Source organism: Pseudomonas sp. PDM05 (assembly GCF_014851685.1).
Classification (GTDB): domain Bacteria; phylum Pseudomonadota; class Gammaproteobacteria; order Pseudomonadales; family Pseudomonadaceae; genus Aquipseudomonas.
The window spans coordinates 1-25,644 of sequence record NZ_JACVAC010000004.1 but is presented as its reverse complement, the minus strand read 5'-3'; the positions used below and the strand labels follow the sequence as shown (position 1 = coordinate 25,644).

The window sequence follows — 25,644 nt, the reverse complement described above, 5'->3', positions numbered from 1 at the left end:
TGCTCGCGAAAGCGGTGGGTCAGCCTGCACATGTGGCGACTGATACACCGCCTTCGCGAGCAAGCCCGCTCCCACACAAGCCAGCTCCCACATTGGTTTTGCAGTGTTATCAATATCCCGGTCGGGCTTTTAGCTGCTCGGCGGCTGCCTTGGCCAGATCCGGCGGCAGGAAGTCGCGGTCCGGGTTGTAGTCCGCTTTCAGATAACGCGCCAGATCCTGCAAATCCCCCGGGTTCAACGTCCCCGCCGCCTGCTTCAAACGCAGGTTGTCGAGGATGTAGTCATAGCGGCTGTTGTTGTAGTTGCGCACCGACGAGTACAGCTGGCGCTGCGAATCCAGCACATCGACGATATTGCGCGTACCCACCTGATAGCCGATCTCCGTGGCTTCCACCGCGCTCTGGTTGGAGATGATCGACTGGCGACGTGCCTGCACCTGTTCCACATCGGTGTTCACCGCGCGGTGCAGGTTGCGTGTGTTTTCCACCACCTGGCGACGCAGGCCTTCGCGTTGCTGCTCGGTCTGGTCCAGGCGCGAATAGGATTCGCGCACTTGCGAGCTGGTCAGCCCGCCGCTGTAGAGCGGGATGCTCAGGCGCAGGCCGATGGTGCGTTGGGACACATCGCCGCCGTACGGCACCGGCAATTGGTTGGGGTTGCTGAAGCCGAGCGCATCGTTATCGCCTTTTTCGTACTGCGCCACGGCGTCGAGGGTCGGTGCGTGGCCGGCCTTGCGCTGCTTGAGGGTTTCTTCGGCGGCGGTGACAGCGTAGTTGCTGGCCAGCAGGTTCAGGTTTTGGCGCCCGGCGGTTTCGACCCAGGATTTGGCGTCGTTCGGCAGCGGCGGCAGTACCGGCAGGGTGTGGACGATGCCCTGAATCGAATTGTACTGGCGGTTGGTCAGGGTGATCAGTGCTTCGAACGCGTCCTCCACCTGGCGCTGGGCGAGGATGCGGTTGGCGCGGGCAGTGTCGTAGCTGGCCTGGGATTGCAGCACGTCGGTCTTGTCCGACAGGCCGACGTCGAAGCGTTCGTTGGACTGGTCCAGCTGGCGCTTGAAGGCATTTTCTTCGGCCTTGGTGGAGGCCAGGTTGTCCTGGGCGCGCAGCACGGCGAAGTAGTTTTCGGCGCTTTGCAGGATCAGGTTCTGTTCGGTGGCCGAGAGTTGCAGCGCGGCCTGTTCGTTGACGGCTTCGGCGGCTTGCAGCTGGAACCAGCGGTCGGCGCGGAACAGCGGCTGGCTCAAGGTTGCGCGCCACGAATGCGCATCGCGATTGGCAGTGCCTGATGGCTGCGAGAGCTGGGTGCGCACGTTGTTGCTGTCGGCACCGGCCGACAGGTTCGGCAGCAAACCGGCGCGGGCCTGTGGCACCACTTCTTTTTGCGCGCCGTATTGGGCGCGGGCGGCCGCCAGGTCAGCGTTGTTGTTTACCGCTTCCTGGTAGACGCTGACCAAGTCAGTGTTGGCGGACAAGGGCGCTTCTGCTGCCCAAACCATTCCATTGGTCGCACAAGACACGGCAAGAGCCAGTGAGAGTTTGCGCAGCATGAGGCGTTCCCTGATCAAATATTACGGCGATAATTTGTCGGCCAAGGCTACGGCCGCAGCTTCAGAGCGTCAAGCCTTGGAGCCGTACCGAGTGTAGTGGCGCGATCACGGCACAACAATCCTGCAATTGCGCCATTCATCATGCTGAATGCACCGCCATTGGCAATTTGCCTACGCCATGGTCTAGACTGGCCGCGTTCTTGTCGGGGTGCCTTGTTGGAAGGCTGAGATCGGTAAATACCGGATCCCGTTGAACCTGATCAGGTTAGCGCCTGCGTAGGGAACAAGATTTCTCGTCACCCGGCGAGTCCTCTTGTGCTTCGTCCGGGATGCTGTTCGACGATCGAACAGCCCTCGTGCGCCAAGCACAGCACTGGTTCCAGTGCGTCCGTCCGTCACAGGTTCGCTCCGACAAAAATCCACCGCCTGGATAAAGAGTTGGAGAGCCCGTGATGAGTACAAAACCAAAAAACACCGTGCACCTGAGTGAATCGGCCAAGGTTGATTCCGGCTCCGTGCAACCCTTTACCCGCTCGCAAAAAATCTACGTACAGGGCTCCCGCCCGGACATCCGCGTGCCGATGCGCGAGATCAGCCTGGACGTGACCCCCACCGATTTCGGCGGTGAGATCAACGCGCCGGTCACCGTCTACGACACCTCCGGCCCCTACACCGACCCCAACGTGATCATCGATGTGCGCAAAGGCCTGGGCGACGTGCGCTCGCCGTGGATCGAAGTGCGTGGCGACACCGAACGCCTGCCGGGCCTCAGCTCGCACTTCGGCCAACAGCGCCTCAGCGATGCCGAGCTGACCGCACTGCGCTTCGCCCACGTGAAGAACCCACGCCGCGCCAAGGCCGGCGCCAACGTCACGCAGATGCACTACGCGCGCAAAGGCATCATCACCGCCGAGATGGAATACGTTGCCATCCGCGAAAACATGAAGCTCGAAGAAGCCCGTGCCACTGGCCTGCTTGACCAGCAACACGCCGGCCACAGTTTCGGCGCCAGCGTGCCGAAGATCATCACGCCTGAGTTCGTGCGCGAAGAAATCGCCCGTGGCCGCGCGATCATCCCGGCCAACATCAACCACACCGAACTGGAACCGATGATCATCGGCCGTAACTTCCTGGTGAAGATCAACGGCAACATCGGCAACAGCGCCCTGGGTTCGTCCATCGAAGAAGAAGTGGCAAAACTGACCTGGGGCATTCGCTGGGGTTCGGACACCGTGATGGACTTGTCCACCGGCAAGCACATCCACGAAACCCGCGAGTGGATCATCCGCAACTCGCCAGTACCAATCGGCACCGTGCCGATCTACCAGGCCCTGGAAAAAGTTGGCGGTGCCGCCGAGGACCTGACCTGGGAGCTGTTCCGCGACACCCTGGTGGAGCAGGCCGAGCAAGGCGTCGATTACTTCACCATCCACGCCGGCGTGTTGCTGCGCTACGTGCCGCTGACCGCCAAGCGTGTCACCGGCATCGTCTCCCGTGGCGGCTCGATCATGGCCAAGTGGTGCCTGGCGCACCACAAAGAGAACTTCACCTACACGCATTTCGACGAAATCTGCGAAATCATGAAGGCCTATGACGTCAGCTTCTCCCTCGGCGACGGCCTGCGCCCGGGCTCGATTGCCGATGCCAACGACGCCGCGCAATTCGGCGAGCTGGAAACCCTTGGCGAGCTGACCAAGACCGCCTGGAAGCACGACGTGCAAACCATGATCGAAGGCCCTGGCCACGTGCCGATGCAGTTGATCAAGGAGAACATGGACAAGCAGCTCGAATGCTGCGACGAAGCGCCGTTCTACACCCTCGGCCCGCTGACCACCGACATTGCGCCGGGCTACGACCACATCACCTCGGGCATCGGTGCGGCGATGATCGGCTGGTTCGGCTGCGCGATGCTTTGCTACGTCACACCGAAGGAGCACTTGGGCCTGCCGAACAAGGATGATGTGAAGACCGGGATCATCACCTACAAGATCGCCGCGCATGCGGCTGACCTCGCGAAAGGCCATCCGGGCGCGCAAATCCGTGATAACGCCCTGAGCAAGGCGCGCTTCGAATTCCGTTGGGAGGACCAGTTCAACCTCGGCCTGGACCCGGACACCGCGCGTTCGTACCACGATGAAACGCTGCCGAAGGATTCGGCCAAGGTCGCGCATTTCTGCTCGATGTGCGGGCCGAAGTTCTGCTCGATGAAGATTACCCAGGAAGTGCGCGAGTACGCGGCCAACCAGCGCATTGACGCGGTGGATGTGGAGGTGGCCAAGGGCTTGGCGGAGCAGGCCGAGCGGTTCAAGCAGGAAGGTAGCCAGCTGTACAAGAAGGTGTAAGCGGCAAGCTGCAAGCTGCAAGTTAGAAGCAAAGGCGAATCTGCTTTTTCTTGAAGCTTGAAGCTTGAAGCTTGTAGCCCATGTCCCTCACGAGATTCCTAAATTGAACACCTATTCCCCTGACATCGCGGTCCCCGCCGATAGGCGCGTCTTCGGCGCCCGCGACCTGTTCTCCCTGTGGTTCTCCCTCGGCATCGGCCTGATGGTCCTGCAAACCGGCGCCTTGCTCGCACCGGGCCTGGGCTTGTCCGGCTCGCTGCTGGCGATCTTCCTCGGCACCCTGGTTGGCGTGTTGCTGCTGGCCGCCGTCGGCGTGATCGGTAGCGACACCGGCCTGTCTGCCATGGCCGCGCTGAAACTCAGCCTCGGCGCCAAGGGCGCGAGCCTGCCGGCGTTGCTCAACCTGCTGCAGCTGATCGGCTGGGGCTCGTTCGAAATCATCGTGATGCGCGACGCCGCCAGCCTGTTGGGCACGCGGGCGCTCAGCGAAGGCAGCCTGCTGGCCAGTCCGTTGGTGTGGACGCTGTTTTTCGGTGGCCTGGCGACCTTGCTGGCCGTCAGTGGGCCGCTGACCTTTGTGCGCCAGATCCTGCGCAAATGGGGCATCTGGCTGCTGCTCGCCGCCTGCCTGTGGCTGACCTGGAACCTGTTCGCCAAGGCCGATCTTGGCGCACTGTGGGCCCAGGCCGGCGATGGCTCGATGCCGTTTGCGGTGGGTTTCGACATTGCCATCGCCATGCCGCTGTCGTGGCTGCCGCTGATTGCCGATTACTCACGCTTCGGCAAGCGCGCCAAAAGCGTATTCGGCGGCACCGCGCTGGGCTTTTTTATCGGTAATTTCTGGCTGATGAGCCTGGGCGTGGCCTACACCCTGGCGTTTGCGCCGAGCGCTGAAGTGAATGCGCTGCTGTTGGCCTTGGCCGGTGCGGGCCTGGGGATTCCGCTGTTGCTGATCCTGCTGGATGAGTCGGAAAACGCCTTTGCCGATATTCACTCGGCGGCGGTGTCCAGCGGCATCCTATTGCGCCTGAAAGTCGAGCACCTGGCCCTGGCGATTGGCGTGATCTGTACGCTGATCGCCTGCTTCGCGCCTTTGGCCCAGTACCAGAATTTCCTGCTGCTGATCGGTTCAGTGTTTGCGCCGCTGTTCGGCGTGGTGCTGGTGGATCACTTCATTCTGCGCCGTCGTGGCCCGGGTCTGGTCGCCGCTCTGCGTTGGCCGGCGCTGCTGGCGTGGTTGGGGGGCATCGGCACTTACCACCTGCTGGCCAACCTGTATCCGGATGTCGGCGCAACCCTGCCGGCGCTGCTGCTGGCAGGGCTGTTGCAGTTCATCCTCGGGCGCGTGTTCAGCGGCGCGCAGGCACCCATTCAGGCTTGAGGATACCGTCCAGGCGCGAGTAGGGGATTTGCAACTCGACGTGGCCCAGGGCGTAAGGCGCGATGGTGGAGGTGGGGTACTTGAGGATCACCCCACCGTAGGTCAGTGCCACGTTCGGGGTTTTCTGGAAGGGGTAGGTCTTCACGAACTCCGGTTCCAGGCTCAGGCGGGTACTGATCAGCCAGCTGTTGTGGGCCACCTGGGCGGCTTTCCAGAACGCGTCCTCTTTGCCGGGCAGCAGCATGTCGGTCAACGTCAGGGCCTTTTGTTGCTGGCGCGAATAGTTGATGAAGCCGCGGCCCGGCTCGCCGTGGGTAACGCCCTGGTCCAGGTAGCTGGACAGCTCGATGATCACCAAGCCGTCATGCTGCTCACGTACCTTGGCCTGCAAGTACATGCTGTTGCGCGGCGCGGCGGTGCGCAGGAATTGCTCGCGATAGGTCTCAAGGCTGGTCGGCAGCGGGTCGTTCGCGTTGGTGCGGGTCATTTCCAGCAGGCGCTGTTCGATCAGGGCGTCCAGCTTGGGCTCCTTGGCGAAGTGCACGGTGTCGATGTTCACCAGTGGGCAATCGGCGCTGGCACAACCGGCCTGGCTTTGCTCAGTGGTGTCGCGGGTGGCTTCCAGCGGCGTGCGCCAGCTGGGTTGGAACAGGCTTTGACAGGCGCCGAGGGTCAGTGCGATGCAGGCCACGGAGGCGATTTTTAAAAGCGACATGGATGTCCTTCGTCTATCGATAAGAGCGAAATTGTGCAGGTTCGACTACCGGCATGGCCGTCAGTTCGCCACTAAGCTGAATAGAGTGAGTTTGACGTTCGCCGTCTATCCCGGCAACTGGAAAGGGGCTGCACCAACGGGCGCGAGCGCGTTAGGATGGCGCGAATTGCACAGGCTTAACGAGGCAGGATATGACGGATACAGCGAAATCGACGCCGAGCGCGGTCGAGATTGTTCAGCGCGACAATGCCTATCAGGGCTTCTACAAGCTTGATCGGGTGCAATTGCGCCATGAAAAATTCGACGGTGGCATGAGCCGTGTGATCAACCGCGAAGTTTTCGTTCGTCATGACGCCGTGTGTGTATTGCCCTACGACCCCCAGCGCGACGAAGTGGTGTTGATCGAACAGTTCCGCGTCGGCGCCCTGGGCCGTACCGACAACCCCTGGCTGATCGAGATGGTCGCCGGCCTGATCGACAAGGATGAGGAGCCGGAGGAGGTTGCACACCGCGAAGCCGAGGAGGAAGCTGGGCTGACATTCTCCGCGCTGTGGCCGATCACCAAATATTTCCCATCGCCTGGCGGCAGTACCGAATTTGTCCACTTGTTCCTGGGCCGTTGCGACAGCTCGGGCGCCGGTGGCGTCCATGGATTGGAAGAAGAGGCAGAAGACATCCGCGTCACCGTCTGGGCTTTTGAAGACGCCCTGCAAGCGGTGCGCGACGGCAGGATTTCCAACGCAGCCAGCATCATCGCCCTGCAATGGCTTGCGCTTAATCGCGCGGAAGTGAGGGGGTTATGGCAGTAAAGGCACGGGAACGTTATCGCGTCGACCTGATCGGGCTGCAAGCAGCCTGCGAGGCCAACTATGCGCGGTTGATGCGTCTGCTCCCCGACATGCGCCACGCCCCGGCGGCCAGGCGCATCGGCGTGACCCATGGCGACCAGATGCTTGGCGTGCTGACCCTGGAAGTCATCGTCAATTGCCCGTACACCACTACCCTGCGCGTGCGCCAGGAGCACAGCCTGCCGTGGCTGCCGGTGCCGCAACTGGAAGTGCAGGTGTACCACGACGCGCGCATGGCCGAAGTGATCAGCGCCGAACATGCGCGGCGCTTTCGCAGCATCTACCCTTACCCGAACGTGTTCATGCACCAGCCCGATGAGAAAGCACAGCTCAATGTGTTCCTCGGTGAATGGTTGAGTCACTGCCTGGCCCTGGGCCATGAGTTCGAAGCGGTGCGGTAGATGTGAACTGCGTCTGCTTCCCCTGGTTTCCTCTTTGTGTCCTGCCCAGCATAATCACGCCAACTGTCCATTCCTGTGATTGCCTTGGGAGAGCGCCTTGCCGAGCGTATCCACCGTGAACCCCGATGCGCCGGCGCTGCTGGTGCAACTGTCCGACAGCCACCTGTTTGCCGAGGCCGACGGCACGCTGCTGGGCATGAACACCCGTGAAAGCCTGCAACAGGTGATCGCGTTGGTGCGCACGCAACAACCGCAGATCGACCTGATGCTGGCCACTGGCGATCTGTCCCAGGACGGCACGCTGGCGTCGTACCAGCAATTTCGCGACATGACCCGGCAGATCGATGCGCCGGCACGCTGGATTCCCGGCAACCATGACGAACCCCAGATCATGGCCCACGCTGCCGTGCACAGTGATCTGTTGGAACCGGTGGTCGATGTCGGCCACTGGCGCATCATCCTGCTGGACTCCGCCGTGCCGGGCTCGGTGCCCGGTTACTTGCAGGATCAGCAACTGCAACTGCTCGTCCAGGCGTTGAGTGAAGCGCCGAATCGCCATCATTTGGTGTGTTTCCACCATCACCCGGTGTCCATTGGCTGTGCCTGGATGGAGCCCATCGGCCTGCGCAATCCCGACGCGCTGTTTGCCGTGCTGGATCGCTTCCCGCAGGTCAAGGCAGTGCTCTGGGGGCATGTGCACCAGGAAATCGACCGCGAGCGCAACGGCGTGCGGTTGTTGGCCTCGCCGTCGACCTGCATCCAGTTCGCGCCGGGCAGCGAGGATTTCCAGGTCAGCGAGCAGGCGCCGGGGTATCGCTGGTTGCGATTGCATGCCGACGGGCGGTTGGAAACTGGCGTGGAGCGGGTCCAGGACTTCGAATTTACGGTGGATTACGGCAGCAACGGCTATTAAACGCTGCAAACACTGATCATAAATGTGGGAGCGGGCTTGCTCGCGAATGCGGTGGCTCAGTAACAGATGCAGTGACTGACCCACCGCATTCGCGAGCAAGCCCGCTCCCACATTGGTTCTTCGGTGTCCTGTGGATTGAGGTCATCACACAGGGCCGCTATCCCTGTAAACTGCGCCTCTTTGGCCCACGTCACGGAGAGCCCGGCATGTCCGCTTCGATCCTGTATATCCACGGTTTCAACAGCGCGCCGGCGTCCAACAAGGCCAGCCAGCTGATCACCGTGATGGACGCCCTCGGCCTGGCCGACCAGTTGCGTGTGCCGGCCCTGCATCACCACCCGCGTCAGGCAATTCCCCAACTGGAAGCGGCGATCGCTGAACTGGGGCGGCCACTGCTGGTCGGCAGCTCACTCGGCGGCTACTATGCAACCCATCTTGCCGAACGCCATGGCCTCAAGGCGCTGCTGGTCAACCCGGCGGTCAGCCCCCATCGGATGTTCGACGGTTACCTGGGCACCCAGAAGAACCTCTACACCGATGAAACCTGGGAATTGACCCACGACCACGTCGCGGCCCTGGCCGAACTGGAAGTGGCGGCGCCCCAGGACGCCGCGCGTTACCAGGTGTGGTTGCAGACCGGCGATGAAACGCTGGACTACCGCCTCGCCCAACAGTATTACCGTGCCTGCGCCTTGCGCATCCAGGCCGGTGGCGACCATGGTTACCAGGGGTTCGCCAGGCAATTGCCGGCGTTGTTGAGCTTTGCCGGGATTGGCGCAGATCAGTATCAATCCTTCGATTTTTCGTCATTGTAAAAATCGCAGGTCATTTTTTAATCGAACGACTCACGACGAGACACCATGGCCACTCCCAGCGCTAGCTCTTATAACGCCGACGCCATCGAAGTCCTCTCGGGCCTCGACCCGGTGCGCAAACGCCCCGGCATGTACACCGACACCAGCCGGCCGAACCACCTTGCCCAGGAAGTCATCGACAACAGCGTCGACGAAGCCCTGGCCGGTCACGCCAAGTCGGTGCATGTCATTCTCCACGCTGACCACTCCCTGGAAGTGTCCGACGACGGCCGCGGCATGCCGGTGGACATTCACCCGGAAGAGGGTGTGCCAGGCGTCGAGTTGATCCTCACCAAGCTCCATGCGGGCGGCAAGTTCTCCAACAAGAACTACCAGTTCTCCGGCGGCCTGCACGGCGTGGGCATTTCGGTGGTCAACGCCCTGTCCACGCTGGTGCGGGTCAGGGTCAAGCGCGATGGCAACGAATACGAGATGACCTTCGCCGATGGCTACAAGGCCACCGACCTGGCAGTCATCGGCACCGTTGGCAAGCGCAACACCGGCACCAGCGTGTACTTCGCGCCGGACCCGAAATACTTCGATTCGCCGAAATTCTCCATCAGCCGCCTCAAGCACGTGCTCAAGGCCAAGGCCGTGCTGTGTCCGGGCCTGCTCGTCACCTTTGAAGACAAAGGCACCGGCGAGAAGGTCGAGTGGCACTATGAAGACGGCCTGCGCTCCTACCTGGAAGACTCCGTCAGCGATTTCGAACGCCTGCCCAACGAGCCGTTCTGCGGCAGCCTTGCCGGTAATAAAGAAGCCGTCGACTGGGCGCTGTTGTGGCTGCCCGAAGGCGGCGACAGCGTGCAGGAAAGCTACGTCAACCTGATCCCCACGGCGCAGGGCGGCACCCACGTCAACGGTTTGCGCCAGGGTTTGCTGGATGCCATGCGCGAATTCTGCGAGTACCGCAGCCTGCTGCCGCGCGGCGTGAAGCTGGCGCCGGAAGACGTGTGGGAGCGCATCGCGTTCGTGCTGTCGATGAAGATGCAGGAGCCACAGTTCTCCGGCCAGACCAAGGAGCGCCTGTCGTCCCGCGAGGCGGCCGCGTTTGTCTCCGGCGTGGTCAAGGACGCCTTCAGCCTGTGGCTCAACGAACACCCGGAACTCGGCCTGGCCTTGGCCGAACTGGCGATCAACAACGCCGGCCGTCGCTTGAAGGCCAGCAAGAAGGTCGAGCGCAAGCGCATCACCGCCGGCCCGGCACTGCCGGGCAAACTGGCCGATTGCGCCGGGCAAGACCCGATGCGCTCCGAACTGTTCCTGGTGGAAGGTGATTCCGCCGGCGGTTCCGCCAAGCAAGCGCGGGATAAAGAGTTCCAGGCGATCCTGCCGTTGCGCGGCAAGATCCTCAACACCTGGGAAGTCGATGGCAGCGAAGTCCTCGCCAGCCAGGAAGTGCACAACATCGCCGTGGCCATCGGCGTCGATCCCGGCGCGGCGGACATGAGCCAACTGCGCTACGGCAAGATCTGTATCCTCGCCGACGCCGACTCCGACGGCCTGCACATCGCCACCTTGCTGTGCGCGCTGTTCGTGCAGCACTTCCGTCCGTTGGTGGATGCCGGTCACGTCTACGTCGCCATGCCGCCGCTGTACCGGATCGACCTGGGCAAAGAGATTTTCTACGCCCTCGACGAAGCCGAGCGCGATGGCATCCTCGACCGCCTGGTGGCCGAGAAGAAGCGCGGCAAGCCGCAGGTCACGCGATTCAAAGGCCTGGGTGAGATGAACCCGCCGCAGCTGCGCGAAACCACTATGGACCCGAACACCCGGCGCCTGGTGCAACTGACCCTGGGCGATGACTTCGCCGCGACGTCGGAAATGATGGACATGCTGCTGGCGAAGAAACGCGCGCCAGACCGCAAGTCCTGGCTGGAATCCAAAGGCAACCTCGCCGAGGTCCTGGGCTGATGCGCACAGGTTTCGCCCTGGCGATCCTGGTGTTGAGCGGGTTGGCGGCTGCCTCGGTGGCTGCTGCGCCCGTGGCTGAACTCAAGTTGGTATCCGAACACCCGGTAGACGGCATGCGCGGCGGCAACCTGTCGGGCCTGGCGTTATGTGGCAAGGAGCTGTGGACCGTTTCTGATCGCGACGACGACCAGATCTATCGCCTGGACATCAGCGCGCCGACCTGGAAGGCCGAAACGGTGAAGATCGACGTGCCGCCGGTGCCGGAGTCCGGTTTGCCTTGGGGGCTGCGTTCGCGCACCAAGGCCGCGTCGTTCATTCGCGGTGGCGACCTGGATTTTGAAGGCATCAGCTGCGACGCCGCGGGCAACCGCTACATTGTCAGCGAAGCCCATGCTGCGGTGCTGCAAGTGCCGGCCAGTGGGGCGCCCGAGTGGTTGCGGATCGCCCCGGGCATGGTGCGCGAGGCGCGGGCCAGTGGCCTATTGCTGCACTTCAATGCGTTGTTTGAAGGCTTGGCGATAAATCCTGAAGGCAATCAGATTTGGCTCGCGGCCGAGCGCGAGCGGCGCGGCCTAATCTCGATCAAGCGTCCGCAAAGCCTGTGGGATTGCGACGGCCCGTGTGTGTTGCTGAGCGAGGCCGGCCAGGAAGTGCAGCCCGCCCAGTTCTCCAATGCCAAGGCGGTGTCCAAGGACTTTTCCGACCTGGCGCTGTTCAATGGCAAGCTGTTTACCCTTGAGCGCAATGCGTTCCAGATCTGCCGGCGCGATGCGGTCACGGCCAAAGTCGAGCTGTGCTGGTCGTTTGCCGACGAGACCCTGACCCCAGCGCGGCGCTACCCTCAGGCCTATGGCCTGGCCGAAGCTCTGGTGGTGGATGCCGACGGTGCCTGGTTGGGCATCGACAACAACTTCGGCCCGCGTGCCGATGGTGAAAAACGCCCGGTGGTTTATCGTTTCGCCGCCCCGGCCGGTGGCTGGAGTGCTCAGCCATGAATTTTGATTATTTTGAATTGACCCGGCGCCGCGGCATTTCCGCTGTGCCTTACCCAATGATGAGGCCCGCATGAGTGACATCCTCGCAGACAGCTTAGATGGCGTAGAACGCCGTTCGCTGGCTGACTTCACCGAAAATGCCTACCTCAACTACTCCATGTACGTGATCATGGACCGTGCCTTGCCGCATATCGGCGACGGCCTGAAGCCCGTACAGCGGCGCATCATTTACGCCATGAGTGAGTTGGGCCTGGACGCTGACTCCAAACACAAGAAGTCGGCGCGTACCGTCGGTGACGTGCTCGGTAAGTTCCACCCCCACGGCGATTCGGCCTGCTATGAAGCCATGGTGCTGATGGCGCAGCCGTTCAGCTACCGCTACACGCTGGTGGACGGCCAGGGCAACTGGGGTGCGCCGGATGATCCGAAGTCGTTCGCCGCCATGCGATACACCGAGGCGCGTTTGTCGCGTTACTCGGAAGTATTGCTCAGCGAACTGGGGCAGGGCACCGCCGACTGGGGCCCGAACTTTGACGGTACCCTCGACGAACCCCTGGTATTGCCGGCACGTTTGCCGAATATCCTCCTCAATGGCACCACCGGCATCGCCGTGGGCATGGCCACCGACGTGCCGCCGCACAACCTGCGCGAAGTCGCCACGGCCTGCGTGCGCCTGCTCGATGAGCCAAAGGCCACGGTCGAGCAGCTCTGCGAGCATATCCAGGGCCCGGACTACCCGACCGAAGCGGAAATCATCACGCCGCGCGCCGACCTGCTGAAGATGTACGAAACCGGCAAGGGCTCGGTGCGCATGCGCGCCGTGTACCACGTCGAAGATGGCGACATCATTGTCACCGCGCTGCCGCACCAGGTGTCCGGCGCCAAGGTGCTGGAGCAGATCGCGGCGCTGATGCAGGCCAAACCGTCGAAGCTGCCGCAGGTTGCCGACCTGCGTGACGAGTCCGATCACGAAAACCCATGCCGTATCGTGATCATTCCGACCAACAGCCGGGTCGACCATGAAGTGCTGATGCAGCATCTGTTTGCCAGCACCGACCTGGAGTCGAGCTACCGGGTCAACGTCAACATCATCGGCCTGGACGGCAAGCCGCAGCTGAAAAACCTGCGCAACCTGCTGGTGGAGTGGCTGGAGTTCCGCGTGCAGACCGTGCGTCGCCGCCTGCAATTCCGCCTCGACAAGGTCGAGCGCCGCCTGCACCTGTTGGATGGCTTGCTGATTGCCTATCTCAATCTGGACCGGGTGATCCACATCATCCGTACTGCCGAACATCCCAAGGCTGAGCTGATCGCCGAGTTCCAGCTGAGCGAGATCCAGGCCGATTACATCCTCGATACTCGCTTGCGCCAGTTGGCACGCCTGGAAGAAATGAAGCTGCGCGACGAACAAGACGCGCTGCTCAAGGAACAAGCCAAGCTGCAAGCCCTTCTGGGCAGTGAAGCCAAGCTGAAGAAGCTGGTGCGCACCGAGCTGATCAAAGACGCCGAAACCTATGGCGACGACCGCCGCTCGCCCATCGTGCAGCGCGCTGAAGCCAAGGCGCTGACAGAGACCGAGCTGCTGCCAAACGAGAAAATTACCGTCGTTCTGTCGGAAAAGGGTTGGGTTCGATCGGCCAAGGGGCATGATATTGACGCCACTGGTCTGTCGTACAAGGCTGGCGACGGCTTCAAGACCGCTGCGGCTGGGCGTTCCAACCAGTTTGCGGTGTTTATCGACTCGACCGGGCGCAGTTATTCGGTGCCGGCCCATACCCTGCCGTCTGCACGGGGCCAGGGCGAGCCGCTGACCGGGCGTCTGACGCCGCCGCCAGGGGCGAATTTCGAGTGTGTGCTGCTGCCGGAGGATGATGCGCTGTACGTGATCGCGTCCGACGCGGGTTACGGTTTCGTGGTCAAGGGTGAAGACCTGCAGGCCAAGAACAAGGCGGGCAAGGCGCTGTTGAGCCTGCCGAACAACGCCAAGGTGATCCTGCCGCGACCGGTGGACGATCGTGAGAGCAACTGGCTGGCGTCGGTGACCACCGAAGGCCGCCTGCTGGTGTTCAAGATCAGCGACCTGCCGCAGCTGGGCAAAGGCAAGGGCAACAAGATCATCGGGATTCCTGGCGAGCGAGTGGCCAGTCGCGAAGAGTATGTGACCGACATCGCGGTGATTCCGGAGGGCGCGACGCTGGTGCTGCAAGCCGGCAAGCGCACGCTGTCGCTGCGCCCTGACGACCTTGAGCATTACAAAGGCGAGCGCGGCCGGCGCGGTAACAAACTGCCACGGGGCTTCCAGCGGGTGGATGCTTTGCTGGTGGAAGCGCCGGTTTAACGCGCATTAGAGCCCTCGATCTACGATTTAACGCGTAGATCGACGCTTTGGCGCTGGAGTCATAGCGCATATTCACGGATGATATGGCCTTTCCAGCGCCGGCGTGGCCGCGCGTGTTTAGGGTATTTTTAGTATTAGTTGTGGTTAGCCTTGTGGCAGCCACCTGGATGGGATGATGACCGCTCCACGCGTGCCTTTATTTTTGATGCTCGCTGGCCTTTTGGGGCTGGCGGGTTGCAGCACACACCAGCCGGTGTCGCTGTACCAGCTGGACAGCGGAAGTCCGGCGCAGCCCGCCCAGGCTGCCGGTATGGCCGTTTTGCTCGGCCCTGTGGTCGTGGCTGACTACCTGCAACGCGAAACCCTGCTGCAACGTCAGAACGACGGCAGCCTGCAAGGTTCCATCGATGGTCGTTGGGCGGGCAGTTTGTCGTCCGACATCAACCAGCTGATGCTGCGCCAGGTGGCGGGTCACCTGGACAGCCAGCGCGTGGTGCTGTCGCCGGCACCGACGGGCTTCAGCCCGGATGTACAGGTGTTGTTGACCATCACGCGCCTTGACTCCGGCAAGTCGCAGCCAGCGATCCTCGATGCGCAGTGGCGCTTGATCGACCGTCGTGGCCAAGTGCGTGACAGCCGCATCGTGCACTTGCAGGAAGAACATGCCGGCACCACTGCGTCCCAGGTCCAGGCCCAGGGCGTGTTGTTGCAGCATTTGGCCGAGCAGTTGTCGGTGGCCCTCAAGCCATTGGCCAACCAACCGCCGATTGCCGAGGCGCCGCGCAAACAGGCACCGGTGCAGGCGGCCAAGCCGGCAGAACCGCAGAAGCCAAAGATGCCGATGGCAACGCCGATCCGTACGGATATGGAAGTGTTCAGGTTCTGAGCTGAATCACCGACACAAAAAAAGGCCCGCTGACTCAGCGGGCCTTTTTGTTTGTGCGCGATGTGGGGAGCACTGAAGATCAATTGTGGGAGCGGGCTTGCTCGCGAATGCGGTGATTCAGTCATTGATGTATCGACTGACACTCCGTATTCGCGAGCAAGCCCGCTCCCACACAAGCCCACTCCACAGTGGATGTTGCAGTGTTGCTTAGGGCTTGCGGGTCTCGTGCATCCGGGCCAACTGGCGCTCCAGCATCGACGGGTACGGCTCCATCAACCGCTCTACACAGCTCGCGCCTTCAGGGCTGGCAATCGGGCGGATACGTGCGCGCTGGCGGATCAGCGTGTCTTCGCTGATCTTGCGCTCCACCAGCAGCAGGTTGCGGCTGTGCTGCGACAAGGCCAGGGCATCCTGGGCGATTTCGGTGAGCAGCAGGTCGATCTGGCTCATGCCGAACAGATCATCACCCACCGTCAGGCCCAGTTGCAGTTGCAAGGTGATGCCGCTGTCCGCCACTTCGATCTGCAAGGCATGGCCCAGGGCACGCAGCAACTCGCCGCAGCAGATGGCGTTGGTCAGGTAGTCTTCGCCGCTGTCTTCGCTGTGGAACAGCATCAGCGTGCTGCCGTCGTTCAGGGTGTGCAGTTCGCTCTGGTACAGCGACGCGGCCTGGTCGAGGCAGTCGCGGTAGCGTTCCAGCAGTTCCGTCAGGCGGGTGCGGGGCAGGCGGCGCAGTTGATCCTGGGAGCCCAGTTGCACAGCCAGCACCGCACTGTGCTGGGGTTCGGCGTTTTTGACCGGGGCAGGCTTCGGCGCGATGGCCGGGCTGTCGGACGCCGTGTCGCGCAGGTCGGCGAACGGGTCTTCGTCGTCCAGTTCGTCTTCTTCGGCCCGGATCGCCTTGCGGGTGGCAGGCTTGAGGCCGGCGACCGGTGCGCTTTCGGCAAAGCCTGGCTCGCCCACGTCGAACTCGGGCTCGTCGTCGTATTCCGGCTCGGGCTCAGGTTCGCGCACGACCGGCTCCGGGGCGAAGCTGGCATGCAGTTGGCGGGCAAGGTCACCGATTTCATCCTGGCGGTCGGTGGCCGGGGTGTGTTCGTCGATGTCCCGCAGCCAGATGCGCAGTTGCATCAGAGGCGTGGAGATATGCCGACCCAGGCGCAGGCTCAGGGCCAACGCCAGGGCCAGCAGGATCGCGCTGAGGATGCCCATGCTTTGCAGGCTGATGGTCATTGGCTGCTGGAATTGCTGCATGTCCAGGCTGATGCGCAATTGGCCGGCCTTCACGTCCTGGAACGTGATGTTGCTCTGGTACAAGCCTTCGGCCTCACCCAGCAGGCCGTTTTTCGGGCGCTGCCCGGCTTCGGCCATGATCCGGTTGTCCACGCTGTAGATGGCGGCGTGGGCCACCAGCGGGTTCTTGGTCAGGTTGTTGAGCAGCACGTTGAGGCTGAGGATGTCGTTGGACACCAAAAGCTCAGTCGCCGAGGTGGCGGTTTGCGTGGTCAGGCTCTCGCCCAGGGCGTCGGCTTGCTCGTGCATGGCCTGCTTGAACTGCAAACCCATCACGCAGGCGTAGATCACCAGGGCCAGGGCGACCAGGATCACGTTATGGCTGGCGATGCGTAATGCGATCGGTACACGGCGATGGCGCAGTGCCCGGAAGATCAGCAGGAAGAAGTTGTCGGTTTTTACTGGCGTGGGCCGGTTCACTTGCGCTCGGCTCTTGGTCCGTGAAGTTGACGCGCAGTATAGCGACAGGCCCCAGAGCGTCAAAGCGCTGGCTGTGCCCGATGGTCACTGAAAGTGGGTAGAATGCGGTTTTTTTCCAGCCTGGGGGTGCGCCTTGCGCGAAATTGTCCTGATTAACATCACTGGTGAAGATCGCCCGGGTCTCACCGCCGCCATTACCGGTGTTCTGGCCCAGGGTGGTGTGAACATTCTCGACATCGGCCAGGCGGTGATCCACGACACGTTGTCATTCGGCATCCTGGTTGAGATCCCGAGCACTGAACAGGCGTCTTCGGTACTCAAGGACATCCTGTTTACCGCGTACAAGCTCGATCAACAGGTGCGTTTCACCCCGGTATCGGAAGAGGACTACCAGCACTGGGTCGCCGGCCAGGGCAAGAAGCGCCATATCGTCACCCTGCTGACCCGCAAGGTCACGGCCGAGCAACTGCAGCGCGTCAGCTCGATCACGGCGCAGTATGGCTTGAATATCGACCATATCGACCGTCTGTCGGGGCGCATGCCGTTGGACACCCCGGCCGACAAAGGCAAGGGCTGCATCGAATTCTCCGTGCGCGGTGAGCCGGCCGACCCGCAAGCCCTGCGCGCCGAGTTCCTCAGCGTGGCCCAGGAGCTGAATGTCGACATCGCCTTCCAGGAAGACTCGCTGTTCCGCCGTAACCGCCGCCTGGCGGTGTTCGACATGGACTCGACGCTGATCGAAGCCGAAGTCATCGACGAACTGGCCAAGGCGGCCGGCGTGGGGGAGCAGGTCTCCGAGATCACTGAGCGCGCCATGGCCGGTGAGCTGGACTTCCGCGCCAGCTTCAAGGAGCGCCTGGCGCTGCTCAAGGGCCTGGACGTGAGCGTGCTGGACTCCATCGGTGCCTCGCTGCGCCTGACGGAAGGCGCCGAAACCCTGTTCGCCGAACTCAAGCGCCTGGGCTACAAGACCGCGATCCTGTCCGGCGGCTTCACCTATTTCGCCAAGCAGCTGCAGGCCAAGTTGGGCATCGACTATGTATTCGCCAACGAGCTGGAAGTGGTGGATGGCAAGGTGACTGGCGTGGCGGTCGAGCCGATTGTCGACGCACAGCGCAAGGCGGACTTGCTGAAGGAATTGGCCCATAAGGAAGGTTTGCGTCTGGAGCAGACCATTGCGGTCGGCGACGGTGCAAATGACTTGCCGATGCTGGCGATTGCCGGGTTGGGTGTGGCGTTCCGGGCGAAGCCATTGGTGAAACAGTCGGCGAAGCAGGCGATTTCGACGTTGGGGTTGGATGGGGTGTTGTATCTGCTGGGCTTTCGCGACCGCGACGGTCAGCTGTAGTAGCTGAAAAAATGCGGTCAAAAATGTGGGAGCGGGCTTGCTCGCGAAGGCGGTGGATCAGTCACTGATGTATCAACTGACACTCCGCATTCGCGAGCAAGCCCGCTCCCACACAAGCCCGCTCCCACATTGGGTTTTGCGTCAGGCTTTAGGTGCTGCGATACCCTGGCCCATCTGCACTGGTGTGCCCGCAGCCAACTCTTCGGCCCACTTCACCTGATCCGGCCCGAACAGCACGATCGCCGTCGAACCCAGCTTGAAGCGGCCCAGCTCGGCACCTTTCTCCAGATGAATCGGCGCACGTGCGGCTTCGTCATAGCGGAAGGTTTTCAACTCGCGCTTGGGCGGTGTCACCAAGCCAGCCCACACGGTTTCAATCGACGCGACGATCATCGCGCCCACCAATATCACCGCCATCGGGCCGCGTTCGGTGTCGAAAATGCAGGCAACGCGTTCGTTACGTGCGAACAGCTCCGGTACGTTTTCGGCGGTGGTCTGGTTGACCGAGAAGATGCGCCCCGGGATATAGATCATCTCGCGCAGGGTGCCGGCCAGCGGCATGTGCACGCGGTGGTAATCCTTCGGCGACAGGTAGACCGTCGCGAAGTCGCCGCCCATGAACGGTGCCGCCACGGCGGAATCACCCCCCAGCAACTCCAGCACGCTGAAGCTGTGGCCCTTGGCCTGGAACACGCGGCCATGCTCGATCGGGCCCAACTGGCTGACGGCGCCATCGGCCGGGCTGAGTACCGCGCCTGGGGTTTGATCCAGCGGGCGCGCGCCGTCTTTCAGGGCGCGGGTGAAGAAGGCGTTGAAGTGCTCATAGGCGGTCACGTCTTCTACCAGGGCCTGGGACATGTCCACTTGATAGCGCTTGGCGAACCAGCTGGTGAACGCGTTCTTGAACCAGCGCACGCGGCACTCGGCAATGCAGCCGGCCAAGCGCGAGAGCAAGTGGTGCGGCAGCAAGTACTGGCTGAGGATAAACAACTGCTTTTTCATTTACTGTCCTTAAACCTTAAATCTCAACGGGGGTGTCGGGGTGGTTGCCCCATTCGCCCCAGGAACCGGCATAACCTTTGACTCGCGGATAACCGAGCGCCTTGGCCACCAGATAGGTGAAGCCAGAGCGGTGGTGAGTCTGGCAGTGGGTGATGATTTCTTTGTCGCGGGTCAGCCCGAGGTTTTCGAGGATCTGCGGCATGTCGCGGCGGATGCGCAGGTTGCGCGCAGGGTCCATGCCGGCGGTCCATTCGAAGTTCACGGCGCCGGGGATGTGCCCACCTTTGGCGGCGAGGACTTTCTCGCCGGAATACTCCAGCGGGCCGCGTGCGTCCCAGATGCCCAGGTCGGCAGCGCCGAGGCGGCTTTGCAGGTATTCGCGGGTGGCGGTGGGGCCGTCGTGCAGCGTCAGGCTGACCGGGCCGCCGACGGGCGCGGGGACCTCGGTGGAGACGGGGTGTTGGCCTTCCAGCCAGGCCAGCAGGCCGCCGTCGAGGTAGTGATACTTCTGGTGGCCGATCACGTCGAGCATCCAGATGAAGCGGCCGGCCCAGCCACCGCCTTCGTCGTCGTAGACCACGTAGGTCGCGTCCTGGGTGTGACCCAGTTCGCCGAAGAGTTTTTCCAGGTCTGCCTTGTTGGGCAGCAGCCCCGGTGCAGGCGCCTGGCCCAGTTGGGTGCGCTTGGGGTCAACGAAATGCGCGCCGGGGATATGCCCCTGGGCGTAGCGGGCGGCACTGGTGAGGTCCACCAGTATCAGGTGTTCGGCATCGAGGCGACCTTGCAGGTCGCTGGATTCGATCACCAGCGGCAAGCCAGAGAAGTCAGGCATGTGAGGTCTCCTGGGCACAAATGTTGGCGATAAAGGACCGCGATTGTAGCGCAAGCATCAGGCGCTGCGGTTGGTAAAGCAGTGCAGGGCTTTCTCGATGCATTGGGCGGTTTTGCCGAAGGCTTGCACGGTGGTTTCCGAGAACGGCCCGCCGCCCTGGTCGGCCACCATCAGCATCACCACCTTGCCGTTGCAGCTCAGGGAGCGCAGCAGCAGGTGCTCGCCGTTGAACAGGCGACGCAGGATCGGCGGCAACAAGGCCGAGAACTGCGCGTGGTTGTCCGGGTTGAGGCGCACCTGGGCGGATTTTTCCAGCAGGCGCTGCAGCAAGGTGCTGTTGGTCACATCAAGGCTCAGGTTGGCGGCGTCCTTTGGCAGGCCGTCGGCCTGGTGCACACGCAAGGTGCTTTGGGCGCGGTCGGTCATCAGCAGCATGACCCGTTGCATGCCGCTGGCCACCAGTGCCTCTTTGGCGCAGGTGGTCAGGTGCATGGCGTTGGCGAAGCGGCTCGGTTCCACCAGCAACTCGGTGCAGCGGCTGCGCCACAGGGCCAGTGCTTCGGCGGTGGGCGGTGGTGCCGGCAGCAGGCCGCGATGGATTTTTTGCACATGCCACGGCCAGATCAGCGACAGCGCCGGGTGCCAGAGGTCGGGCATCAAGGTGCTGCGGGCGCTGGTCACGGCTTGCTGGTGCACCTGTTGCTGCACATCGCCCAGCGGCTGTTGCAGGTACAGGGCGGTGAGGTATTGCCAGCGCTCGGTGTGCGGGCAAGTCCAGGATTCCTGGGCCGACATCGCCAGGCCGTTGGCCAGCAGCACGGTGTTGGCCGGCTGGTTCAGCCAGCGTCGCAGGTTGGGTTCGGCGTCGAGCAATTGCTGGTGGCGCAGCGCGTCGTCCTCGCGGGCGATGCGCAGGGCCTTGACCAGCAAGCGCTGCTCTTTGAGCAGCAGGTTGTAGCCCTGGGACACCCAGATCGGCAGGTGCCAGGTTTCGGTCAAGCCCAGGCACAGGTCGAGCAGGCGCACGCCGAACAGTTCCTGTTCGACCTGGCGCGCGGACTGGCCTTTGTGGATCACCCGCAGCTCCCATTCTTCAAGGAGCTTGGGGTAGGCGACGGCCATCGGCCACAGCGGCGACAGGAACAACAGGCTGCCCCAGTGGATGTCCTGCCACAACCGCGCCAGGCGGCTGGCGAACAAACCGTTGGCCTGCTGCGAGGCGTGCTGGCTGACCAGCAACAGTTGGCGCAAGGCCACCGGTATTTCCTGGGCCGGCACCGACGGCAGGCGCGCCAGTAGCTCTTCGGCGCGCTTGAGGCCGAGGCGGTTGAGCGCCACTTCGAGGTTTTCCGCCGGTTCCGTGAAGCTGCCATGGGTATGGCTGTTGGCCTCGCGAATCACGCTGAGCACCAGCGCCGGGCTGTTTTGCATCAGCTCGGCAATATCGCGCAACGAACTGCGGTTATCGCGGATGGCTTTGCACACGCGCTCGTGACTGGCCTGGGGGACGGGCAGCAGCACATCGTCCAGGCGCTTGATCCAAGCGGCGAGAGAATTGGGTTTTGCAGTTGGGACTGTCGTTTCATTAGCCATGATTGGGGCGCGATCATCACTTGCGGTCAACACGCCCGGAGCGGGCCGAACTGGCTTTTCGCCTTAACGGGCTATAGTCTGGCGCAGTTTTGCCGATAAGTAGAACAAGAGTTTTTCAGTTCCACCAAATATGTCCATGAACCCGACGGCGCAAGTACTCATCCCCTATGGCTAAAATTATCGGCATCATCGTCGTCTTCGCAAGCGTGCTCGGTGGGTACGTCCTGTCCCACGGTAAAATTGCCGCGCTGATTCAACCCTTCGAGGTGATGATTATCGGTGGCGCCGCACTGGGCGCATTCCTGCAGGCGAACCCCGGCTACATGACCATGCACGTGGTCAAGAAATCCCTGGCGATGTTCGGTTCGCGCTTTACCCACACCTTCTATCTTGAAGTGCTGGGCCTGGTGTATGAGATCCTCAACAAGAGCCGCCGCGAAGGCATGATGGCCATCGAGGCCGACATCGAAGACGCTGCCGCCAGCCCGATTTTCGCCAAGTACCCGGCGGTGCTCAAAGACGAGCGCATGACCGCCTACATCTGCGATTACCTGCGCATCATGTCCTCCGGCAACATGGCCCCCCATGAGCTGGAAGGCTTGTTCGACATGGAGTTGTTCAGCCTCAAGGAAGAACTGGAGCATCCGTCCCACGCCGTGACCGGCATCGCCGACGGCATGCCCGGCTTCGGTATCGTTGCGGCGGTACTCGGTATCGTGGTGACCATGGCTTCCCTGGGCGAAGGCGACCAGGCGGCCATCGGCATGCACGTAGGTGCGGCGCTGGTGGGTACGTTCTTCGGTATCCTCGCGGCCTACGGCTTCTTCGGCCCGCTGGCCACCTCCCTGGCCCACGATGCCAAGGAAGAAATCAACCTGTACGAATCGATCAAGGCCAGCCTGGTAGCGTCCGCTTCCGGCATGCCGCCATCGCTGGCGGTGGAGTTCGGTCGTAAAGTGTTGTACCCGAAACATCGCCCAAGCTTCGCCGAGCTGGAACAAGCGGTTCGCGGTCGCTAAGCCATGGAAAACAACCAGCCGATAATCATCAAGCGCGTCAAGCGCTTCGCTGCGGGGCACCATGGCGGTGCCTGGAAAATCGCCTTCGCTGACTTTGCCACGGCGATGATGGCGTTCTTCCTGGTGCTGTGGCTGATGTCCACCGCCACGCCGGAACAGAAGATCGCCATCGCCGGTTACTTCAAGGACCCGATCGGCTTCTCGGAAAGCGGCACGCCTTTCGTGATCGACCTGGGCGGCTCGCCGCAGTTGGCGCCGGAGCGCACCATCAACCCGGAGGTCAAGACCGAAGCGCCGCAGGAACATATCCCGATCGAGCGCGACACCGTCGAAGCCATGGCCGAGCAGGTCGAGCAGGAACGCCTGGAACTGTTGCTGCAAGAGTTGCAGACCAAGGTCGAGGAGAACCCGCAACTGCTGAAGTTCAAGGATCAGATCTCGTTTGAGATCACCCCGGACGGCCTGCGCATCCAGATCACCGACGCGGCCAACCGGCCGATGTTCGACTCCGGCAGCGCGCGCCTGAAGCCTTACTTCGAAGACATCCTGCTGGCCATGGCCGACACCATCAAGGCGGTGCCGAACAAGATCAGTATCAGCGGCCACACCGACGCCAAGCCGTACGCGGGCCAAGGCGACTTCGGCAACTGGGAACTCTCCGCCAACCGTGCCAACGCCGCTCGCCGCGCGCTGGTGGCCGGCAGCTACCCGGACCCGCAAGTGGCGCGCGTGGTGGGCTTTGCCTCCTCGCAGCTGTTTGATCCCAAAGACCCGTTCAACCCGATCAACCGGCGGATCGACATCGTCGTGCTGACCAAAAAGGCCCAGCGTGCGATTGAAGGTGATCAACCCAAGCCGGCGCCGACCTCAGGTGCGGGCTCGCCCGGTGAAGTACCGGCCGACCCGAACGCCCTCCCGCCAGGGCAGGAGCCGTTGCCGGCCCATGAGCTGCGGCAGAAGCTGAACCTGTTTGACGATGGTGGGGTGAAAGATCCTACGGTGCCTAAAGCTGGTTCTTAAGCTGCACACGCAAAAAGGCCGCGATGATCGCGGCCTTTTTGTTCCTGCCCTGCGGCGCAGCTTTCTATGCTGCGCAGCAGTCACCGACTTTTTTAGGGGCGCTGCGCACCCCAGCGCAAGCAAGGGTCAGTAACTGCTTTCAGGAAGACTCGCAATAATCGACCGATAGCTGTTCATCCGCTGCTGTTGCACGCGTCCATCTTCCAGCGCCTTGAGCAACGCACAGCCCGGCTCGCGGTCGTGTTTGCAATCGCGGAAGCGGCAAGTGCCGATGAGGTCGTTGAACTCGATGAAGCCCGCTTCCACATCGCTGCGGCTGACGTGGCCGAGGCCGAATTCGCGGATGCCCGGGGAGTCGATCAGTTCGCCGCCGCCGGGGAAGTGGAACAACCGCGCGGTGGTGGTGGTGTGGGTGCCCTGCCCGGACAGTTCCGACAACGGGCCTACACGGGTTTCGACTTCCGGCAGCAGGCTGTTGACCAGCGAGGATTTACCCACGCCCGATTGGCCGACAAACACGCTGATGCGTCCATCCAACTGCTGTTGCAGTTGCTCCATGCCGTTGCCGTGGTGCGCCGACACTTCCAGCACCGGGTAACCCAGGGTGCGGTAGACCGCCAGCAGCGCATTGAGCGCCGGGGCGTTCTGCTCGTCGATCAGGTCGAATTTGTTCAGCAGCAGCAGCGGGCGGATGCCGGCGTGCTCGGCTGCCACCAGGTAGCGGTCGATCAGGTTGGCGTGGGGCTCGGGCAGCGGCGCAAACACGATCACGATCATGTCGACGTTGGCCGCCACCGGCTTGAGCTGGCCGCGACTGTCCGGGCGGCGCAGTTCAGTGGTGCGCGGCAACTGGGCGACGATCACGCCGATGCCCTGGTTGCCGGCACGCCATACCACCTTGTCGCCGGTGACCAGCGCAGGCAGGTTGGCGCGCAGGTGGCAACGGAATACCTGGCCTGTGAGTTCGCCTTCCAGCGCCTCGACTTCGACCTGCACACCAAAGTGCGCGATCACCAGGCCCGTTTGCTCGGGGCCCAGGTCGCCGCCCTCGAGCGCTTCCACGGCGGAGGATTCACGTTTGGCGGCGCGAGCAGCGCGTTCACCTTGAATCTTTTCGATGCGCCAGTTTTGGCGACGATTGAGCTGGCGTTTGGCCATTGGTGTTCCGTGTCGATAATGCAAAGGTTGGGTAAAACGGTCGCGAGTCTAGCACGGCCCCGCCTGCTAAACTGCGCAGCTACGCCAAGGTGCCAAGAGAATAGAGCCATGCAAAACCCACAGAACCTGATTTGGATCGATCTGGAAATGACCGGTCTGAACCCCGACACCGACGTCATCATCGAGATGGCCACCATTGTCACCGACAGCAACCTCAATACCCTGGCCGAAGGTCCGGTGATCGCCATCCATCACAGCGACGCCGTGCTGGCCACCATGGACGAATGGAACACCCGCACCCACGGCAACTCCGGCCTGACCCAGCGCGTGCGCGACAGCCGCATCAGCATGGCCGAAGCCGAAGCCGAGACCATCGCGTTCCTGGAAAAGTGGGTGCCCAAGGGCAAGTCGCCGATCTGCGGCAATAGCATCTGCCAGGACCGCCGCTTCCTCTATACCCACATGAAGGGGCTGGAGAGCTACTTCCACTACCGCAACCTGGATGTGTCCACCTTGAAAGAGCTGGCCGCGCGTTGGGCGCCGGAAGTCAAAGACAGCTTCCATAAAGGCAGCACCCATCTGGCGCTGGATGATATTCGCGAGTCGATCGCCGAGTTGCAGCATTACCGCAAGCATTTCATCAAGGCTTGAGCCAACCCCTGCGATGAGCGCCTATCTCTTTCTGTAGTGAGCGGGCTTGCCCCGGTACAAACCGGGGACATCGTTTACATATCTAACCGGGGACATGGTTTACAGGTTAATACGCATGATCAGGAGGTAACTGATCATGCCCTGGAACCAAGAGTCTCCCATGGATCAACGAATC

At 62.3% G+C, this 25,644-nt stretch carries 21 protein-coding genes and 1 riboswitch; of the genes, 14 read left to right on the top strand and 7 right to left on the bottom strand.

What is annotated here, in order from left to right; genetic code table 11:
* Window positions 1–109 precede the first annotated feature (109 nt).
* Complete coding sequence (locus tag IB241_RS10110) at window positions 110–1,549, bottom strand: TolC family outer membrane protein (RefSeq protein WP_192298268.1); 1,440 nt, start codon at window positions 1,547–1,549, stop codon at window positions 110–112.
* A 194-nt stretch (window positions 1,550–1,743) separates the two neighbouring features.
* Window positions 1,744–1,849: riboswitch (TPP riboswitch) on the top strand.
* 152 nt (window positions 1,850–2,001) lie between these two features.
* On the opposite strand from IB241_RS10110, the gene thiC reads away from it, so the two are divergent.
* Window positions 2,002–3,891, top strand: coding sequence for a phosphomethylpyrimidine synthase ThiC (gene thiC / locus IB241_RS10105; protein ID WP_192298267.1), 1,890 nt, complete (start codon window positions 2,002–2,004; stop codon window positions 3,889–3,891).
* A gap of 103 nt (window positions 3,892–3,994) precedes the next feature.
* Window positions 3,995–5,272, top strand: a complete 1,278-nt coding sequence (cytX, locus tag IB241_RS10100; RefSeq protein ID WP_225595416.1) for a putative hydroxymethylpyrimidine transporter CytX — start codon at window positions 3,995–3,997, stop codon at window positions 5,270–5,272.
* Here cytX and IB241_RS10095 read toward each other — a convergent pair.
* Window positions 5,241–5,987, bottom strand: coding sequence for an RsiV family protein (locus IB241_RS10095; RefSeq protein ID WP_192298266.1), 747 nt, complete (start codon window positions 5,985–5,987; stop codon window positions 5,241–5,243). The genes cytX and IB241_RS10095 overlap by 32 nt on opposite strands.
* 191 nt (window positions 5,988–6,178) lie before the next feature.
* Here IB241_RS10095 and IB241_RS10090 point away from each other — a divergent pair, with 191 nt between their 5' ends.
* From IB241_RS10090 to IB241_RS10055, 8 genes are all read left to right on the top strand, one after another.
* On the top strand, window positions 6,179–6,796 hold the full coding sequence (locus tag IB241_RS10090) for an NUDIX domain-containing protein (RefSeq protein WP_192298265.1): 618 nt from the start codon (window positions 6,179–6,181) through the stop codon (window positions 6,794–6,796).
* Window positions 6,787–7,236, top strand: coding sequence for a DUF1249 domain-containing protein (locus tag IB241_RS10085; RefSeq protein ID WP_017734937.1), 450 nt, complete (start codon window positions 6,787–6,789; stop codon window positions 7,234–7,236). The genes IB241_RS10090 and IB241_RS10085 overlap by 10 nt, the downstream gene beginning before the upstream one ends.
* 97 nt (window positions 7,237–7,333) lie before the next feature.
* Entirely contained in the window at window positions 7,334–8,149 is an 816-nt protein-coding gene (gene cpdA, locus IB241_RS10080) for a 3',5'-cyclic-AMP phosphodiesterase (RefSeq protein WP_192298264.1), read from the top strand.
* 206 nt (window positions 8,150–8,355) lie between these two features.
* On the top strand, window positions 8,356–8,964 hold the full coding sequence (locus tag IB241_RS10075) for a YqiA/YcfP family alpha/beta fold hydrolase (protein ID WP_192298263.1): 609 nt from the start codon (window positions 8,356–8,358) through the stop codon (window positions 8,962–8,964).
* Between the two features lie 45 nt (window positions 8,965–9,009).
* Complete coding sequence (gene parE, locus IB241_RS10070) at window positions 9,010–10,917, top strand: DNA topoisomerase IV subunit B (protein ID WP_192298262.1); 1,908 nt, start codon at window positions 9,010–9,012, stop codon at window positions 10,915–10,917.
* Window positions 10,917–11,912, top strand: a complete 996-nt coding sequence (locus IB241_RS10065) for an esterase-like activity of phytase family protein (protein WP_192298261.1) — start codon at window positions 10,917–10,919, stop codon at window positions 11,910–11,912. Before parE ends, IB241_RS10065 begins: the two co-directional genes overlap by 1 nt.
* 70 nt (window positions 11,913–11,982) lie before the next feature.
* Complete coding sequence (parC, locus tag IB241_RS10060; protein WP_192298260.1) at window positions 11,983–14,247, top strand: DNA topoisomerase IV subunit A; 2,265 nt, start codon at window positions 11,983–11,985, stop codon at window positions 14,245–14,247.
* Window positions 14,248–14,422: 175 nt separating this feature from the next.
* Window positions 14,423–15,133 (top strand): membrane integrity-associated transporter subunit PqiC, encoded by a 711-nt coding sequence (locus IB241_RS10055; protein ID WP_192298259.1) that lies wholly within the window; start codon window positions 14,423–14,425, stop codon window positions 15,131–15,133.
* Between the two features lie 207 nt (window positions 15,134–15,340).
* Here the strand turns inward: IB241_RS10055 and IB241_RS10050 are convergent, their stop codons facing one another.
* Complete coding sequence (locus IB241_RS10050) at window positions 15,341–16,846, bottom strand: AhpA/YtjB family protein (protein WP_192298258.1); 1,506 nt, start codon at window positions 16,844–16,846, stop codon at window positions 15,341–15,343.
* A gap of 133 nt (window positions 16,847–16,979) precedes the next feature.
* Here IB241_RS10050 and serB point away from each other — a divergent pair, with 133 nt between their 5' ends.
* A complete protein-coding gene (gene serB, locus IB241_RS10045) occupies window positions 16,980–18,194 on the top strand; it encodes a phosphoserine phosphatase SerB (RefSeq protein WP_038850738.1) in 1,215 nt (404 codons plus the stop codon).
* A gap of 141 nt (window positions 18,195–18,335) precedes the next feature.
* Here the strand turns inward: serB and asd are convergent, their stop codons facing one another.
* Genes asd through IB241_RS10030 form a run of 3 tightly spaced genes read right to left on the bottom strand, consistent with a single transcriptional unit; the run spans window position 18,336 to window position 21,621 of the window.
* Window positions 18,336–19,196 (bottom strand): archaetidylserine decarboxylase, encoded by an 861-nt coding sequence (gene asd / locus IB241_RS10040; RefSeq protein ID WP_192298257.1) that lies wholly within the window; start codon window positions 19,194–19,196, stop codon window positions 18,336–18,338.
* Between the two features lie 16 nt (window positions 19,197–19,212).
* The gene (locus tag IB241_RS10035; RefSeq protein WP_192298256.1) at window positions 19,213–20,028 is read right to left on the bottom strand and encodes a rhodanese-like domain-containing protein; all 816 of its coding nucleotides are present in this window, start codon (window positions 20,026–20,028) and stop codon (window positions 19,213–19,215) included.
* A gap of 57 nt (window positions 20,029–20,085) precedes the next feature.
* Window positions 20,086–21,621: an HDOD domain-containing protein gene (locus IB241_RS10030; protein WP_192298255.1), complete on the bottom strand. Its 1,536-nt coding sequence runs from the start codon at window positions 21,619–21,621 to the stop codon at window positions 20,086–20,088.
* A gap of 167 nt (window positions 21,622–21,788) precedes the next feature.
* Here IB241_RS10030 and motA point away from each other — a divergent pair, with 167 nt between their 5' ends.
* On the top strand, window positions 21,789–22,640 hold the full coding sequence (gene motA, locus IB241_RS10025) for a flagellar motor stator protein MotA (RefSeq protein ID WP_122308461.1): 852 nt from the start codon (window positions 21,789–21,791) through the stop codon (window positions 22,638–22,640).
* A 3-nt stretch (window positions 22,641–22,643) separates the two neighbouring features.
* Window positions 22,644–23,660: a flagellar motor protein MotB gene (gene motB / locus IB241_RS10020; protein ID WP_192298254.1), complete on the top strand. Its 1,017-nt coding sequence runs from the start codon at window positions 22,644–22,646 to the stop codon at window positions 23,658–23,660.
* A 126-nt stretch (window positions 23,661–23,786) separates the two neighbouring features.
* Here motB and rsgA read toward each other — a convergent pair whose 3' ends face one another.
* Window positions 23,787–24,818, bottom strand: coding sequence for a small ribosomal subunit biogenesis GTPase RsgA (gene rsgA / locus IB241_RS10015; protein WP_192298253.1), 1,032 nt, complete (start codon window positions 24,816–24,818; stop codon window positions 23,787–23,789).
* A 108-nt stretch (window positions 24,819–24,926) separates the two neighbouring features.
* Here rsgA and orn point away from each other — a divergent pair, with 108 nt between their 5' ends.
* On the top strand, window positions 24,927–25,469 hold the full coding sequence (gene orn, locus IB241_RS10010; protein WP_003171343.1) for an oligoribonuclease: 543 nt from the start codon (window positions 24,927–24,929) through the stop codon (window positions 25,467–25,469).
* Window positions 25,470–25,644 lie beyond the last annotated feature (175 nt).